Source organism: Pseudomonas sp. TNT2022 ID642 (genome assembly GCF_028656995.1).
GTDB lineage: Bacteria > Pseudomonadota > Gammaproteobacteria > Pseudomonadales > Pseudomonadaceae > Aquipseudomonas.
In genome coordinates this window covers 96,929-112,479 of sequence record NZ_JAMDGW010000024.1, presented here as the reverse complement: position 1 = coordinate 112,479, position 15,551 = coordinate 96,929, and the positions used below count along the sequence as shown (strand labels likewise).

Below are 15,551 nucleotides of genomic sequence, written 5' to 3'. Positions count from 1 at the left end.
CTTTTCCGGCGCGCGATTATATCGAGCCGAGTGGAAAGTTACTCCAACGCTTTCCAGATATCCGTGGCGTACTCGCGAATCGTCCGGTCCGAGGAGAACCAGCCCATCCGCGCCGTGTTCAGCACCGCTGAACGCCACCAGTTGTTGCTGTCGTGCCAATGCTCTTCAACGCGTTTCTGCGCTTCCCAATAGGAGTCGAAGTCGGCGCAGACCAGGAAGCGGTCGTAATCCACCAGCGAATCGATCAGCCCGGTGTAGCGCGAAGTGTCATCCGGCGAGAACACCCCGCTGCGAATCGCTTGCAGCACATCGTTCAAACGATGCGACGCGGCAATGTCCGGCAACGCGCTGAACTCGTGATTCTGTTTGCGCGCTTCCACCTGCTGGGCGCTGAGGCCGAAAATGAACATGTGCTCAGCACCGATGCGCTCGCACATTTCCACGTTAGCGCCGTCCAGCGTGCCGATGGTCAGTGCGCCGTTGAGGCCGAACTTCATGTTACTGGTGCCCGACGCCTCGAAACCGGCGGTGGAAATCTGCTCGGACAAGTCCGCCGCCGGAATGATGCTCTCCGCGAGGCTGACGTTGTAGTTGGGCAGGAACACCACTTTCAGCAGGCCGCGCACGGTCGGGTCGTTGTTCACCACCCGGGCGATGTCGTTGGTCAGTTTGATGATCAGTTTGGCCTGGTGATAACTCGCCGCCGCTTTACCGGCGAAGATTTTCACCCGGGGCACCCAGTCGACTTCCGGCTCGGCGCGAATCGCCTGATACAGCGCCACGGTGTGCAACAGGTTGAGCAACTGGCGTTTGTATTCGTGGATCCGTTTGACCTGCACATCGAACATCGCCGCCGGGTTAACCGCGATGCCCAGCCGTTCGTGAATCAGATAGGCCAAAGCCTTTTTGCTATGCAGGCGTTGCTCGGCGAAGGCTTTGCGGAATGCGGTTTTTTCAGCGAACGGTTCGAGATCGAGCAGACGCTCTTCCGGGTTGTCGAGCAAGTCCGGACCGAGCGCATCGACCAGCATCGAAGTCAGTTCGGAGTTGGCCTGGTACAACCAGCGGCGGAAGGTAATGCCGTTGGTTTTGTTGTTGATCCGCTCCGGGTAGAGCTTGTGCAGTTCGGCGAACACGGTTTTGCGCATCAGTTGCGTGTGCAAGCCAGACACGCCATTGACGCTGTGCGAACCGAGGAAAGCGAGGTTGCCCATGCGCACCCGGCGACCGTTGTCTTCTTCGATCAGCGACACCGCGCGCAGCACGTCGAAATCGTGAATGCCTTTGGCCCGCAGGGAATCAATGTGCTGGGCGTTGATCAGGTAAATGATCTGCATGTGTCGCGGCAGCATGCGTTCCATCAGGCCCACCGGCCAGGTTTCCAGCGCTTCCGGCAGCAGCGTGTGGTTGGTGTACGACAGCGTATCGACCGTCACTTGCCACGCCGCATCCCAGGCCACGTCGTAGACGTCGACCAGTTGGCGCATCAATTCGGCAACGGCAATTGAGGGGTGGGTGTCGTTGAGCTGGATCGCTGCGTGATCGCCCAGGGTCAGCACCGAGGTGTGCATGTTGCGATGGCGGCGCAGCAGATCCTGCAAGGAAGCAGCGACGAAGAAGTACTCCTGACGCAGGCGCAGCTCTTGCCCCGCTTCGGTGCTGTCCGCCGGGTAGAGCACGCGGGAGATACTTTCCGCCCGGGCCACTTCGGCAACGGCGCCCAAGTGGTCACCGGCGTTGAAGCGCTCCAGGTGCAAATCTTCCATGGCGCGGGCACGCCACAGCCGCAAGGTGTTGACGCTCGCCCCGCGCCAGCCGACCACGGGCGTGTCGTAAGCAATGGCGCGCACGGTTTCTGCCGGCGACCAGACTTGTTTGGATTTGCCGCTGACATCGGTGACGGTTTCAACGCTGCCGCCGAAGCCGATGGTGTAAACCACTTCCGGCCGTTCGAATTCCCACGGGTTGCCGAAATCCAGCCAGTGCTCGGTCTGCTCCTGCTGCCAGCCGTCGACGATGGCCTGACGGAACAAGCCGTGCTCATAACGAATACCGTAGCCGTGACCGGCGATGCCGAGGGTCGACATGCTTTCCATGAAGCACGCCGCCAGACGCCCGAGGCCGCCGTTGCCGAGCGCTGCGTCAGGCTCCAGCAAACGGATGCGCTCCAGATCGACACCGAGTTCGGTCAGCGCTTCACGGGCGACGTCGAGCAGACCCAGATTGCTCAGGCTGTCATAGAGCAGGCGGCCGATAAGAAATTCCAGTGAAAGGTAGTACACCCGTTTCTGACCTTTGCGGTAGATCTGCCGGGTGTGGTCCATCCAGTGCTCGACCATGTGATCACGCGCCGCGAGGGCGATGGCTTCGAACCAGTCATGGTCGAACGCGTGATCGGGGTCTTTACCCACCGCGTAGGTGAGCTTGGTCAGGACGGCGTCGCGGAATGCGGCCACCTCTGCTTCGCGAACTAGTGGTTCTTGAGTCATCAATAGGACCTCGAGCGAGCGGGAATTGTCTGAGCCTAGACGGTCTGACCGACGGTGAGGGCTCTGGTTCGGCAGTATTTCCTGAGACTGTGAGATAGCCCGGCATTACCTTGGCGAGTGAGCTAATGAATGCAGGGGCCGTGCCGAATTGTCCGGCAATGTGCCTGCACGCAGAAAAAATCTGGCGAAAGGTTGTTCAAAAATCCACCAGTCCCGGTATGATCGCGCGCCCTGATGCACACACGCCTGGTAACTCCCGATGATGAAGCCCAACCTGATTGCCGCCGCCGAGATCGATCGTCTCGATACGTGGGCAAAATACTCAGCCCCGATGTGCGGTTCCTGCGTGTCGAGCTGCTGCACGCTGCCGGTTGAGGTGAAGATCAAGGATCTGGTGCGCATCGGCGTGGTAGACGAGTTCGAACTGGGTGACCCGCCGAAGAACATCGCCAAGCGTTTGCAGAAGGAAGGCCTGGTTGAACGTTTCAATCAGAAGTCCGGCATCTTCACCCTGCAGCGCATGAGCAACAACGATTGCTACTACCTGGATCGTAAGAGCCGCCTGTGCACCATTTATGACAAGCGCCCGGATACCTGCCGCAATCACCCGAAGATCGGGCCGCGTCCGGGGTATTGCGCTTACAAGCCGAAGGAAGTGGTGCGCGTGCAGAATTTCCGCGCGATTGAGAAGTTTTGATCGGCCCTAAGGTTTTCGGCGGCTGATCGGCCGCCTTCGCTGGCAAGCCAGCTCCCACAATGATTGTGGTCGTACACATATTTTATATACGACCCAAAACCCTGTGGGAGCTGGCTTGCCAGCGATGGAGCCAGCACAAATACCGCCTGAACCCCAGACAAACAAAAACGCCCCCGGTCTCGCGACCGGGGGCGTTTTCATTCAGCCTGAACTAATGACTCAGTTCTTGGCTTTCTTGGCAGCGCGGGTACGCTCGCTTTCGTCCAGGATCTTCTTGCGAAGACGGATGGACTTAGGAGTGACTTCGCACAGCTCGTCTTCCTGGATGTATTCCAGAGCCTGTTCCAGGGTGAAGCGAACAGGTGGTACCAGAGCGATGGTTTCGTCTTTACCCGAAGCACGCATGTTGTCGAGCTTCTTGCCTTTGGTCGGGTTTACACCCAGGTCGTTGTCGCGGCTGTTCTGACCAACGATTTGACCGTTGTAGATCTCCTGGCCGTGTTCAACGAACAGCTTGCCACGAGCCTGCAGGGTTTCCAGCGAGTAGGTCAGTGCCTTGCCGGTTTCAACCGAAACCAGAACGCCGTTCTGACGGCCGGACATGTGGCCCGACTTGACGGTGTCGTAGCGATCGAAGATCGAGGTCAGGATGCCAGCACCGTTGGTCAGGGTCAGGAACTGGTTACGGAAACCGATCAGACCGCGAGCAGGGATGTTGTATTCCAGACGAACACGGCCCTTGCCATCCGGCACCATGTTGCTCAGGTCGCCTTTACGCAGACCCATCTCTTCCATGACCTTGCCCTGAGCTTCTTCAGGAATGTCGATGGTCACGTTTTCGAACGGCTCTTGCTTGACGCCGTCAACTTCACGAATGATCACTTCCGGACGACCCAGAGCGATTTCGAAGCCTTCGCGACGCATGGTTTCGATCAGTACCGAGAGGTGCAGCTCACCACGGCCGGAAACCTTGAACTTGTCAGCGGTGTCGCCTTCTTCAACGCGCAGGGCAACGTTGTACAGCAGCTCTTTGTCCAGACGGTCCTTGATGTTACGGGACGTCACGAACTTGCCTTCTTTACCGCAGAATGGCGAGTCGTTTACCTGGAAGGTCATCGAAACGGTTGGCTCGTCAACGGTCAGAGGCTTCATCGCCTCGACAGTGTCCGGGTGGCACAGGGTGTCGGAGATGAACAGCGAGTCCATACCGCTGATGCAAACGATATCGCCTGCTGCAGCTTCTTCAACGTCGATGCGGTGCAGACCGTGGTGACCCATCAGTTTCAGGATACGGCCGTTACGGCGCTTGCCGTCGGCACCGATCGCTACAACCGGGGTGTTCGGCTTGACGCGGCCACGAGCGATACGACCAACGCCGATAACACCCAGGAAGCTGTTGTAGTCCAGAGCGGAGATCTGCATCTGGAACGCGCCGTCACGGTCAACAGCCGGAGGCGGAACGTGGTCGACGACCGCTTGGTACAGCGGAGTCATGTCTTCCGCCATGGCGGTGTGATCCAGACCGGCAATGCCGTTCAGGGCCGAGGCGTAAACAACCTGGAAGTCCAGTTGTTCTTCGGTAGCACCGAGGTTGTCGAACAGGTCGAAGATCTGATCCAGAACCCAGTCCGGACGCGCGCCTGGACGGTCAACCTTGTTGATTACCACGATTGGACGCAGGCCGGCTTCGAAAGCCTTCTTGGTCACGAAACGGGTTTGCGGCATAGGGCCGTCTTGAGCGTCAACCAGCAGCAGAACGGAGTCAACCATCGACATTACACGTTCAACTTCGCCGCCGAAGTCGGCGTGGCCCGGGGTGTCCACGATGTTGATGTGGTAGCCGTTCCAGTTGATGGCGGTGTTTTTCGCCAGAATGGTAATACCGCGCTCTTTTTCCTGGTCGTTGGAGTCCATCACGCGCTCGTCGTTGAGCTCGTTGCGCTCCAGAGTGCCGGATTGACGCAGGAGTTTGTCTACCAGGGTGGTTTTACCATGGTCAACGTGGGCGATGATGGCGATGTTGCGTAGATTTTCGATCACTTGTGTATCTCGATCAGAGGATTCGGTTTGCTGACAAGTCTTGGCAGCGATTAGCAGTAGTGTCCGGCATGGCCGTTACAGCTTGACGGCGGTGTCGGGGGGCCGGTGACGCAGGCCACAGGCAAACAGCCCCGGGCACTTAGCTCGGTCGATAAACGCGCACATTGGCATGCCCCTCACTGAGCAAATGGTGAGCATGCAGGCGACTCATCACGCCTTTGTCGCAATACAGCAGGTACTGGCGAGTCGGATCCAGCTCCTTGAAACGAGCGTTCACTGCGTAGAACGGCATCGTCTGTACTTCTACGCCAGCGAGTTCCAGCGGCTCATCCTCGGCGGCATCCGGGTGACGGATGTCGATCACGATCTGGCCGGCCAGTGCTTCGCTGACTTCTTCAATCTGTACGTCCTGGCCCAATTCGTCGATCACCCGATCGATCGGCACCAGTTTGGCGTTTTCGAGCGCACGCTCGAGCACTGCCATGTCGAATTCTTTCTCTTCGTGTTCAACACGACCGCGTTTGGCGGCGGTTTTCGGATTGACCGAGATGACCCCGCAGTATTCCGGCATGTGCCTGGCGAAATCGGCAGTGCCGATCTCGTTGGCCGTGTCGATGATGTCCTGCTTGTGCGCCACGATCAGCGGACGCAGGACCAGTTTGTCGGTCACACAGTCGATCACCGACAGGTTCGGCAGCGTCTGGCTCGACACCTGGGAGATCGCCTCGCCGGTGACCAGCGCTTCGATGTGCAGACGGTCGGCGATGTTGGAGGCCGCGCGCAACATCATACGCTTCAATACGACGCCCATATGACTGTTATCGACTTTGCCGAGAATTTCGCCCAACACTTCTTCGAACGGAACACTGACAAATAGCACGCGTTGCGAGCTGCCGTACTTCTTCCAGATGAAATGCGCGACTTCCATCACGCCCAATTCGTGGGCACGACCGCCCAGATTGAAAAAGCAGAAGTGCGTCATCAGGCCCCGACGAATGATCTGGTAGGCCGCAACCGTCGAGTCAAAGCCGCCGGACATCAATACCAGCGTCTGCTCCAGGGCGCCGAGCGGGTAGCCGCCGATGCCATTGTGCTGGCTGTGGATCACAAACAACCGTTTGTCGCGAACTTCGATCCGGACTTCGATTTCCGGCGCTTTCAGGTCGATCCCGGCGGCACCGCACTCACGGCGCAGCTTGCTGCCGACGTATTTTTCGACGTCCATCGAGCTGAAGGTGTGCTTGCCGGCACGCTTGCAGCGCACCGAGAAAATCTTCCCGGCCAGCGCATCGCCGTAGTGCTGTTTGCACTTCTCGGTGATGTCGTCGAAGTCGCCCAGCGGGTACTCGTCGATCTGCAGAAAGTGCGCTATGCCCGGCATGCAGGTCAGGCGCTCACCCATCTCTTTCAAGGCTTTGGCGTCGGTAACGCGGGTTTCCAGCTCGAGATTGTCCCACACACCGTTCACCACCACGGCCGGGTCCAGGTCGCGGAGCACGGTGCGGATGTTCTTGGCCAACTGGCGGATGAACTTCGTCCGGACAGGTCGGCTTTTGATGGTGATCTCGGGGAAGACTTTTACGATTAGTTTCATGAAAACAGCGCGCGAACGGCCAGCCGAAAAAGGGGGGCGCGGATTATAGCGGAAATTGCTCAAGGTTTAACCAGTTAATGTGCAGAAGGTTTTGCATGCACCAAAACAGGTCATTTTCGAATCAAGACGCTACATTAGAGGGCGAGATTTCCAGCGTTCAGGCGTTTGAAGCCTTTATAAGCGTGAATTTGGGGCAAAAAACCCATGCTGGGGCACTGGCATGCAATTTGCTCCCTTGTGAGGCAGGTTGCCTTGGCAGAGTATTCGCGCCGGCATCACCCAAATTCAAGGGCATCCACTACCAAGCCCGAAGCCACCCGGAGGACATATGTCGAAGACGGTTCAACTCATCAAAGATCATGACGTCAAGTGGATTGATCTGCGCTTCACGGACACCAAAGGCACTCAGCACCACGTGACCATGCCGGCTCGCGATGCGCTGGATGAAGACTTCTTCGAAGTCGGCAAGATGTTCGACGGTTCCTCCATTGCTGGCTGGAAAGGCATCGAAGCCTCCGACATGATCCTGATGCCGGTTGACGAAACTGCCGTTCTCGACCCGTTCACCGAAGACGCCACCCTGATCCTGGTGTGCGATATCATCGAACCTTCGAGCATGCAAGGCTACGACCGCGACCCACGTGCGATCGCCAAGCGTGCCGAAGAACACCTGAAAGCCACCGGTATCGGTGACACCGTGTTCGCTGGTCCAGAGCCAGAATTCTTCATCTTTGACTCGGTGAAATTCAAGTCGGACATCTCCGGCTCGATGTTCAAGATCTACTCCGAGCAAGGTTCGTGGATGTCCGACCAGGACATCGAAGGCGGCAACAAGGGTCACCGTCCAGGCGTCAAAGGCGGCTACTTCCCGGTGCCACCGTTCGACCACGACCACGAAATCCGTACCTCCATGTGCAACGCACTGGAAGAAATGGGCCTGACCGTTGAAGTTCACCACCACGAAGTGGCGACTGCCGGCCAGAACGAAATCGGCGTCAAGTTCAACACCCTGGTGAAGAAAGCCGACGAAACCCAAACCCTGAAGTACGTTGTGCACAACGTTGCTGATGCATACGGCCGCACCGCGACCTTCATGCCGAAGCCACTGTACGGCGACAACGGTTCGGGCATGCACGTGCACATGTCGATCTGGAAAGACGGCAAGAACACCTTCGCTGGTGAAGGCTATGCCGGCCTGTCCGATACCGCTCTGTACTTCATCGGCGGCATCATCAAACACGGTAAGGCCCTGAACGGTTTCACCAACCCGGCGACCAACTCCTACAAGCGTCTGGTACCAGGCTTCGAAGCTCCCGTAATGCTGGCCTACTCGGCTCGCAACCGTTCCGCTTCGATCCGTATTCCTTACGTGTCGAGCCCGAAAGCCCGCCGTATCGAAGCACGTTTCCCGGATCCGGCTGCCAACCCGTACCTGGCCTTCGCTGCACTGCTGATGGCCGGTCTGGACGGTATCCAGAACAAGATTCACCCAGGCGACGCTGCCGACAAAAACCTGTACGACCTGCCGCCTGAAGAGGCGAAAGAGATCCCGCAAGTTTGCGGCAGCCTGAAAGAAGCCCTGGAAGAGCTGGACAAGGGCCGCGCGTTCCTGACCAAGGGCGGCGTATTCTCCGACGACTTCATCGACGCTTACATCGCGCTGAAATCGGAAGAAGAAATCAAGGTTCGCACCTTCGTACACCCACTGGAATATGAGCTGTACTACAGCTGCTGATCCGGTAGCGCCGCGTTACGTGGCGTGAGTGAAAGAGGCCTCCTTCGGGAGGCCTTTTTTATTGCAGATCAAAAAATCGCAGCCTTCGGCAGCTCCTACATCGATCCCTGTAGGAGCTGCCGAAGGCTGCGATCTTTTGACTTTGCTTTTCAATTCCAATTGTTAACAGCTTGGGCCTCTCGCCCACCCTGACCTATGCTGCACCCCATCGCTTTCAATCCCGGTCGATTTCATGGGTCGCACCTTTCTCTACATTCTATTGTTGATAGCCCTGCCCGCCGCCGCGCAGATCTACAAGTACACCGATGCCAACGGCAACACGGTCTACAGCGATCACTCACCGGACGGCGTACAGGCGCAGCCCGTGGAATTGCCGCCGCTCAATCGCGTCGAGCCGCAAGCGCCGAGCGCACCCCCTGCGCCCGTCAGCGGCAACCGCGAACCTCAGCGCAACGCCTACGACATCCTCGAACTCGCCGGGCTGCCCACCGAAGAAGCCCTGCGCGCGAACAACGGCACCTTTACCGTCAACGTGCTGATCAAGCCACGCCTGCAACCGCCGCATCAATTAAGACTGGTACTCGATGACGAACCCTACGGCCAGCCAAGCAATGTGCCGATCCTGCAATTGGTCAACGTCGATCGCGGCGAGCATCGCCTCGCCGTGCAGGTCATTGACGGTCAGACGATCATTCAACAGAGCCCGCCCGTCGCCCTCAGCGTGCAGCGGGTGCACACACCATGATCCGCGCGTGGCTGATCGTCGCGATGGCGCTGGTGACACTGCCGGCCTCAGCCGAGGTGTTCACTTACATTGATGCCCAGGGCAATCGCGTCTACACCGATCAACCGCGCAGCAACGCCAAGCGCGTACCGATCGCGACCAGCAATCGCATGTCGGCCAACCCCGGCGCCGCTGCGCCGATCACCACCGCAAAAAAATCCCCGGAACAACCACCGTTCCACTACGACATGCTGCGCATTCTGGTACCCGAACCCGATGCCACAATTCGCAGCAGTGCCGGCGAGATCATCGTCAGCGTCACCAGCGAACCCGGCCTGCAACGCGGCCACCGTTATCGCCTGTTGCTGGATGGCCAAGCCACCGGCGAACCCGGTCTGAGTCCGGTTTTCCCGCTGAACAACATTGATCGTGGCAGCCATAACCTGTCCGTGGAAATACTCGATGCCGAAGGCCGCACCGTCGAACGCACCGCCAACCAGCCGTTTCACATGCTGCGCATCTCCCTCGCGCAGAAACGACAGGTCAAACCCTGCGTCGCCGACGACTACGGCGTACGCCCGGAATGCCCCTTGAAAGACAAACCGCCCGAGCCGAAAAATCCCTTCCTGCGTTTCTTCTAACGCCGCTCAGCTTTGCGCACTATATTGGTGCAATAGGTTTCACCGTACTCACAATCCAACCCATTTTGGTTCGAAACTACCCGTGAGAGCTGGCCCTGTGCCACGCAAACGAGCGTCAAACGCCTGTTTCACAGGTTAAACGCTTCTTTTCGGAGCCTTGGTTTGGTTTTTGCATTTTCCGTTTAACGACGCCTGCTTCTTGCGCACGCTCCGCCCCCAAAAGAGGCCCTGATGACTATAAGTGACGCAATCCACCGTTTGCTGCTCGACAACCTGACCACCGCCACCATCCTGCTCGACGCCGAATTGCGCCTCGAGTACATGAACCCGGCGGCGGAGATGCTGCTCGCCATCAGCGGGCAGCGTAGCCATGGGCAGTTCATCAGCGAGCTGTTCACTGAATCCACCGAGGCGCTCAATTCCCTGCGCCAGGCGGTAGAGCAGGCACACCCGTTTACCAAACGCGAAGCGATGCTCACCGCCCTCACCGGCCAGACGCTGACCGTGGATTACGCGGTGACGCCGATCCTCAGCAATGGCGCGACCATGCTCCTGCTCGAAGTCCACCCGCGTGACCGCTTGCTGCGGATCACCAAGGAAGAGGCGCAGCTGTCCAAGCAGGAAACCAGCAAAATGCTGGTGCGCGGTCTCGCCCACGAGATCAAGAACCCACTGGGCGGCATCCGTGGCGCTGCGCAATTACTGGCCCGCGAGCTTCCGGAAGACAGCCTGCGCGATTACACCAACGTGATCATTGAAGAGGCAGACCGCCTGCGCAATCTGGTCGATCGCATGCTCGGTTCGAACAAATTGCCGTCGCTGGCCATGTGCAACGTCCACGAAGTGCTGGAGCGCGTCTGCCAACTGGTCGAAGCCGAAAGCCAGGGCTGCATCACCTTGGTGCGCGATTACGATCCAAGCATTCCCGACGTCTTGATCGACCGCGAGCAAATGATTCAGGCGGTGTTGAACATCGTGCGCAACGCGATGCAGGCGATCAGCAGCCAGAACGAGCTGCGCCTGGGTCGCATCAGCCTGCGCACCCGAACCATGCGCCAGTTCACCATCGGCCACGTCCGCCATCGTCTGGTGACCAAGATCGAGATCATCGACAACGGCCCGGGGATCCCGGCGGAACTTCAGGAAACCATTTTCTTTCCCATGGTCAGCGGTCGCCCGGACGGTACCGGGCTGGGCCTGGCCATTACCCAGAACATCATCAGCCAGCACCAGGGTCTGATCGAGTGTGACAGCCATCCAGGCCACACCACCTTCTCGATCTTTCTGCCACTGGAACAAGGAGCCACATCGACATGAGCCGTAGTGAAACCGTGTGGATCGTCGATGACGACCGTTCTATCCGTTGGGTTCTGGAAAAAGCCTTGCAGCAGGAAGGCATGACCACCCAGAGCTTCGACAGCGCCGATGGCGTGATGAGTCGTCTGGCCCGTCAGCAGCCGGACGTGATCATTTCCGACATTCGCATGCCCGGTGCCAGCGGCCTGGACCTTCTGGCGCGGATTCGCGAACAGCACCCACGGTTGCCGGTCATCATCATGACCGCTCACTCCGATCTGGACAGCGCTGTCGCCTCGTATCAGGGCGGCGCGTTCGAGTACTTGCCGAAGCCGTTCGACGTTGATGAGGCGGTGTCGCTGGTCAAACGTGCCAACCAGCACGCCCAAGAACAGCAAGGCCTGGAAGTCGTGCCGGCGCTGACCCGTACCCCGGAAATCATCGGCGAAGCGCCGGCGATGCAGGAAGTGTTTCGCGCCATCGGGCGCTTGAGCCACTCCAACATCACCGTGCTGATCAACGGCGAATCCGGCACCGGTAAAGAACTGGTCGCCCACGCCCTGCACCGCCACAGCCCGCGCGCGGCCTCGCCGTTCATCGCGCTGAACATGGCGGCGATTCCAAAGGATCTGATGGAATCCGAACTGTTCGGGCATGAGAAAGGCGCGTTCACCGGCGCGGCGAATCTGCGTCGCGGTCGCTTTGAACAGGCGGACGGCGGCACGCTGTTCCTCGACGAAATCGGCGACATGCCGGCGGACACGCAAACCCGTCTGCTGCGGGTTCTGGCGGATGGCGAGTTCTATCGCGTGGGCGGGCATGTGCCGGTCAAGGTCGACGTGCGCATCATCGCCGCGACGCACCAGAATCTGGAAACCCTGGTGCACGCCGGCAAATTCCGTGAGGACTTGTTCCATCGCCTCAACGTGATCCGCATCCACATCCCGCGCCTGTCGGATCGTCGCGAAGACATTCCGACCCTGGCCAAGCACTTCCTCAGCCGCGCTGCGCAAGAACTGGCGGTGGAGCCGAAGTTGCTGAAAAGCGAGACCGAGGAATACCTGAAGAACCTGCCGTGGGGCGGCAACGTGCGTCAGTTGGAGAACACTTGCCGCTGGATCACCGTGATGGCGTCCGGGCGCGAGGTGCACATCAGCGACCTGCCGCCGGAGCTGCTGAACCTGCCGCAGGATTCAGCGCCAGTGACCAATTGGGAACAAGCACTGCGTCAGTGGGCCGATCAAGCGTTGGCGCGTGGCCAGTCGAGTCTGCTCGACAGCGCGGTGCCGGCGTTTGAGCGGATCATGATCGAGACGGCGTTGAAGCACACTGCGGGGCGTCGCCGTGATGCGGCGGTGTTGCTGGGTTGGGGGCGCAATACCCTGACGCGCAAGATCAAGGAATTGGGCATGAAGGTGGATGGCGGCGATGATGATGAAGGGGATGAGGGTTAAAACCTTGTTCGCTTGAGGATGGTTGTGTACTCAGGATCGATCCCCCTCACCCCAAGGGGGAGAGGGGAAAGGGAGCCGATCTCGGATGTTTTCGAAACCTGAGTCCGGCTCAATATTTCAGGTCGGCGTAACTTGAACCAGCAACTCGGTCAGTCCCCTCTCCCTATGGGCGGTCCGACGTTTCGGGAGGGTTAGGGTGAGGGTTAGGGTTAGGGTGAGGGCCACCGTGCACCGCATCAATGCACAATGACCCGCGATCGCGCACAGCCGTATCGCCACATTCGCTTCTGAAACCACCGAAAAATCAACTACCAAAATGCTCAAAAGCCCCGAATCCCGGGGCTTTCGCGTTTCTGATCAGCTTTTTTGTTTCAACAGATTAAAACCTGGCACGTCCCCTGCAATACCTCTTACAGGTGATTCGATTCACCACCCGTTTCGGGGACCTTGGTACAGGCAGGCCGGGGATTCCCCTCTTTACACCGGGCGCATAACGCAACGCGACGCGCCCACCCTTTTGGGATCCTTGGTACAGGCAGGCCGGGGGTTCCCTCTTTACACCGGACCGACGCGTCACGCGAAGTCCACCCCGTTTTGGGAACCCTGATACAGGCAGGTCAGGGATTCCCGCTTTTACACCTCATACCGAGGCCTTCAGCCCGGTATCAATCGAGGACGCTTGGGCAATGCAGGAGCGGGTTCACCGCTTTCTCTGTGCTTGCGTACTTCATCTTCCATCCTGTTCAGCATTTTTGCGGGACTATGCTCGTACATTCCAATCTTTCTTAATAACTCCTGAACAACCGGGTCGGCTTTCTTATATTTATTGAGCAAGATCCAGACCCGGAGCTGCAAAGATGGATGCTCGACCTGGTATTCAGGCGTGCTAGTCAGTTTTCCCATGCTCGACGTAATTTGCGAGTGTTGACGATCCTGGTTAAACCAATCCCAAAGATCATGCTTTTCCCGGGATTGCGCCGTGGGCACGTCTTTCATCCAGTAATCTATCCGCGGAGGAGAGTTCGCTAGCCCCGGCCCCAACCAGACGTCAGCGCCTGTTTGTCGACGCACAGTGATGAGTCGTCGAAGCGAAGCCGGGTCGGATATCGGGTTGTTGAACAGCTCAAAACCCTGCCTGAGTTCTACGGTGTCGGGGATCGACTTTATTAGATTATTGGAGAGACGTAAGCTGTCCCTGGGAATCTCACGCGTGACGCCCTCTGGAAACCTGTCTATTCCGGTATAACTCAAATCGACCTCCCGCAGCGCTGTCATGCCTGCCAGCATCGGCACGGAAGACAGCGGATTGCCATTGAGTTGCAATACCTCCAGCCTCGACGGCCCGCCCTCCGTTCCCAGCCCGGCAGGCAGCTGTTTTATCAGGGTGTGCGAAAGATCCAGCTCCCGTAACGCAGGCATTGCCATGAGCGACGGCGCATCCCGTAAAGGAATGCTCGCAAGCCTCAATACCTCTAACGGCAACGGCCCGGCTTCGGAACCAGGCCCACCGAACACTGGACTTGTTTTGGTATCCGACAAATCCAGTACCCGCAGCTCGGGCATACCGGACAGCACTACAGTTCCCTCCAGATATCGACTTCCATGAAGATCCAGCACTTGCAAACGTGACCGCAAGGGCAAGTCATTCAGCCCTTCAGGCAAATGAAACAAACCAGAGTTATTGACCTTCAACACTTGCAACTCCGTCATGCCGGACACTGACAGAGCAGGGTGGATGGTGCAGTGGTCCAGATCCAGTTCTTGCAAACGAGGCAATACCTTGAACTGCAATTCATCAGGAGGCAGCGGTCTAAGACTGGTGTGTTGAATACTCAGGGTTTTCAACTCGGTAACCCTGGCGATAGCATCAAGTAATTCTTTACCGCGTATGCCGAATTCTTTCAGTTTGAGGGTTTCAACATGAGAAAACGTGGACAGAAAATCTCCCAGGTTACGTACAACACTTCCCTTCAGGCTTAGAGAAACAACCGAGTCCAGTCGTTTCGAAAAAATCGGCAAATTCAGATTGGCGCGACTCCCCAGATTGAGCTCCAATTCAAAGCCCACCAGCCGCCCCCCCCGGTAGACTTTCTCGGTTTCGTCACCTTGCCATTTATACAACCGACGAAATTTGTCTCCGATCGCAAGTCGCCTGTTGCGCTCTTGGTCGTCACTGCCCTTGTAAGTGGCCTCCCAGGCGCTGATCTCTTGGTGCATCGGAACAAGCCCAAGCTGAAGCCCCTTGAGTTTTACCTCTGCTGCATCCTTGTCACCGAACCGGGCGATGAAATCATCCGCGTGCTGATCGGTCGCCTCCGGAAAGTATTTTTTAACCTGCGCCCGGGTGGTTGGCTCAACGACTTCACGCAGGTACCAAAGGCCGCTATCGGTATCGCGCAGCATCACCGGACCTAAAAGCAATTTGTTTAATTTGCGTGCCCGATACAATCCCGTATCAGGATCCAGTCCGACAGGAGCAAAGCGTCCGCCGGCCACGTCGACATAGGTGCGTTTATCAAAAACCCGTACACCTTCTGAGTTGGGTTGAGCTGACACCGTCACTCCGGGGTCGAGCAGGTAACTTTCCAGCGATAACTCAGGTGGTGAGGAACGGATTTCAACGGGGGCAGCGTGAACCAAGACAGCCGGAGCCGCATGAGTGGCATCGGCGTCATGAGCTTCGGCAGTCCCCGCCCGGGGCTGCGAATTATCAGGATCAATTCCTGAACCGGAGCCTCTGCGCACTGATGGGCCGGGAAGCGGCGCGTCCGCGCCCTCCGCTCGGGTCGGACTGGTGGAAGCTCCCACTTTCACGGGGGTACTGCCACCGGTAGGTGGTTTTACTGGCATGTTTTTTCATCCTTGAAAAGTCGCCCCCGGC

10 protein-coding genes are annotated in these 15,551 nt (G+C 58.2%); 6 read left to right on the top strand and 4 right to left on the bottom strand.

The features are described 5' to 3' along the window. Positions 1 to 38: 38 nt before the first annotated feature. Positions 39 to 2,489: a glycogen/starch/alpha-glucan phosphorylase gene (locus M5G26_RS23350; protein WP_223025639.1), complete on the bottom strand. Its 2,451-nt coding sequence runs from the start codon at positions 2,487 to 2,489 to the stop codon at positions 39 to 41. A 259-nt stretch (positions 2,490 to 2,748) separates the two neighbouring features. Between M5G26_RS23350 and M5G26_RS23345 the strand changes: the two genes are divergently transcribed. Next, a complete protein-coding gene (locus tag M5G26_RS23345; protein ID WP_273916591.1) occupies positions 2,749 to 3,186 on the top strand; it encodes a YkgJ family cysteine cluster protein in 438 nt (145 codons plus the stop codon). 219 nt (positions 3,187 to 3,405) lie between these two features. On the opposite strand, the gene typA is transcribed toward M5G26_RS23345, so the two are convergent. Next, positions 3,406 to 5,226 carry a translational GTPase TypA gene (gene typA, locus M5G26_RS23340; RefSeq protein WP_038359982.1) on the bottom strand — a complete coding sequence of 607 codons (1,821 nt, stop codon included), beginning with the start codon at positions 5,224 to 5,226 and terminating at the stop codon, positions 3,406 to 3,408. Positions 5,227 to 5,365: 139 nt separating this feature from the next. Further along, positions 5,366 to 6,820, bottom strand: coding sequence for a tRNA uracil 4-sulfurtransferase ThiI (gene thiI / locus M5G26_RS23335; protein ID WP_038359980.1), 1,455 nt, complete (start codon positions 6,818 to 6,820; stop codon positions 5,366 to 5,368). A 328-nt stretch (positions 6,821 to 7,148) separates the two neighbouring features. Here thiI and glnA point away from each other — a divergent pair, with 328 nt between their 5' ends. The 5 genes from glnA (at position 7,149) to ntrC (ending at position 12,670) form a co-directional block, all read left to right on the top strand. After that, positions 7,149 to 8,555 carry a type I glutamate--ammonia ligase gene (gene glnA / locus M5G26_RS23330; protein WP_007909254.1) on the top strand — a complete coding sequence of 469 codons (1,407 nt, stop codon included), beginning with the start codon at positions 7,149 to 7,151 and terminating at the stop codon, positions 8,553 to 8,555. Positions 8,556 to 8,787: 232 nt separating this feature from the next. Continuing rightward, on the top strand, positions 8,788 to 9,300 hold the full coding sequence (locus M5G26_RS23325) for a DUF4124 domain-containing protein (protein WP_273916590.1): 513 nt from the start codon (positions 8,788 to 8,790) through the stop codon (positions 9,298 to 9,300). Continuing rightward, positions 9,297 to 9,920, top strand: coding sequence for a DUF4124 domain-containing protein (locus tag M5G26_RS23320; RefSeq protein WP_150692943.1), 624 nt, complete (start codon positions 9,297 to 9,299; stop codon positions 9,918 to 9,920). The genes M5G26_RS23325 and M5G26_RS23320 overlap by 4 nt, the downstream gene beginning before the upstream one ends. Before the next feature lie 231 nt (positions 9,921 to 10,151). After that, on the top strand, positions 10,152 to 11,237 hold the full coding sequence (gene glnL / locus M5G26_RS23315) for a nitrogen regulation protein NR(II) (protein WP_007909240.1): 1,086 nt from the start codon (positions 10,152 to 10,154) through the stop codon (positions 11,235 to 11,237). Continuing rightward, positions 11,234 to 12,670: a nitrogen regulation protein NR(I) gene (gene ntrC / locus M5G26_RS23310; protein ID WP_007909238.1), complete on the top strand. Its 1,437-nt coding sequence runs from the start codon at positions 11,234 to 11,236 to the stop codon at positions 12,668 to 12,670. The genes glnL and ntrC overlap by 4 nt, the downstream gene beginning before the upstream one ends. Positions 12,671 to 13,324: 654 nt before the next feature. On the opposite strand, the gene M5G26_RS23305 is transcribed toward ntrC, so the two are convergent. Next, positions 13,325 to 15,520 carry a leucine-rich repeat domain-containing protein gene (locus M5G26_RS23305; protein ID WP_273916589.1) on the bottom strand — a complete coding sequence of 732 codons (2,196 nt, stop codon included), beginning with the start codon at positions 15,518 to 15,520 and terminating at the stop codon, positions 13,325 to 13,327. Positions 15,521 to 15,551 lie beyond the last annotated feature (31 nt).

Bases quoted from the DNA above. Each gene is read 5' to 3' on its own strand.
- glnA (WP_007909254.1), top strand. From the start codon at position 7,149: ATGTCGAAGACGGTTCAACTCATCAAAGATCATGACGTCAAGTGGATT.
- M5G26_RS23350 (WP_223025639.1), bottom strand. From the start codon at position 2,489: ATGACTCAAGAACCACTAGTTCGCGAAGCAGAGGTGGCCGCATTCCGC.
- glnL (WP_007909240.1), top strand. From the start codon at position 10,152: ATGACTATAAGTGACGCAATCCACCGTTTGCTGCTCGACAACCTGACC.
- M5G26_RS23325 (WP_273916590.1), top strand. From the start codon at position 8,788: ATGGGTCGCACCTTTCTCTACATTCTATTGTTGATAGCCCTGCCCGCC.
- M5G26_RS23305 (WP_273916589.1), bottom strand. From the start codon at position 15,520: ATGCCAGTAAAACCACCTACCGGTGGCAGTACCCCCGTGAAAGTGGGA.
- ntrC (WP_007909238.1), top strand. From the start codon at position 11,234: ATGAGCCGTAGTGAAACCGTGTGGATCGTCGATGACGACCGTTCTATC.
- M5G26_RS23345 (WP_273916591.1), top strand. From the start codon at position 2,749: ATGATGAAGCCCAACCTGATTGCCGCCGCCGAGATCGATCGTCTCGAT.
- thiI (WP_038359980.1), bottom strand. From the start codon at position 6,820: ATGAAACTAATCGTAAAAGTCTTCCCCGAGATCACCATCAAAAGCCGA.
- M5G26_RS23320 (WP_150692943.1), top strand. From the start codon at position 9,297: ATGATCCGCGCGTGGCTGATCGTCGCGATGGCGCTGGTGACACTGCCG.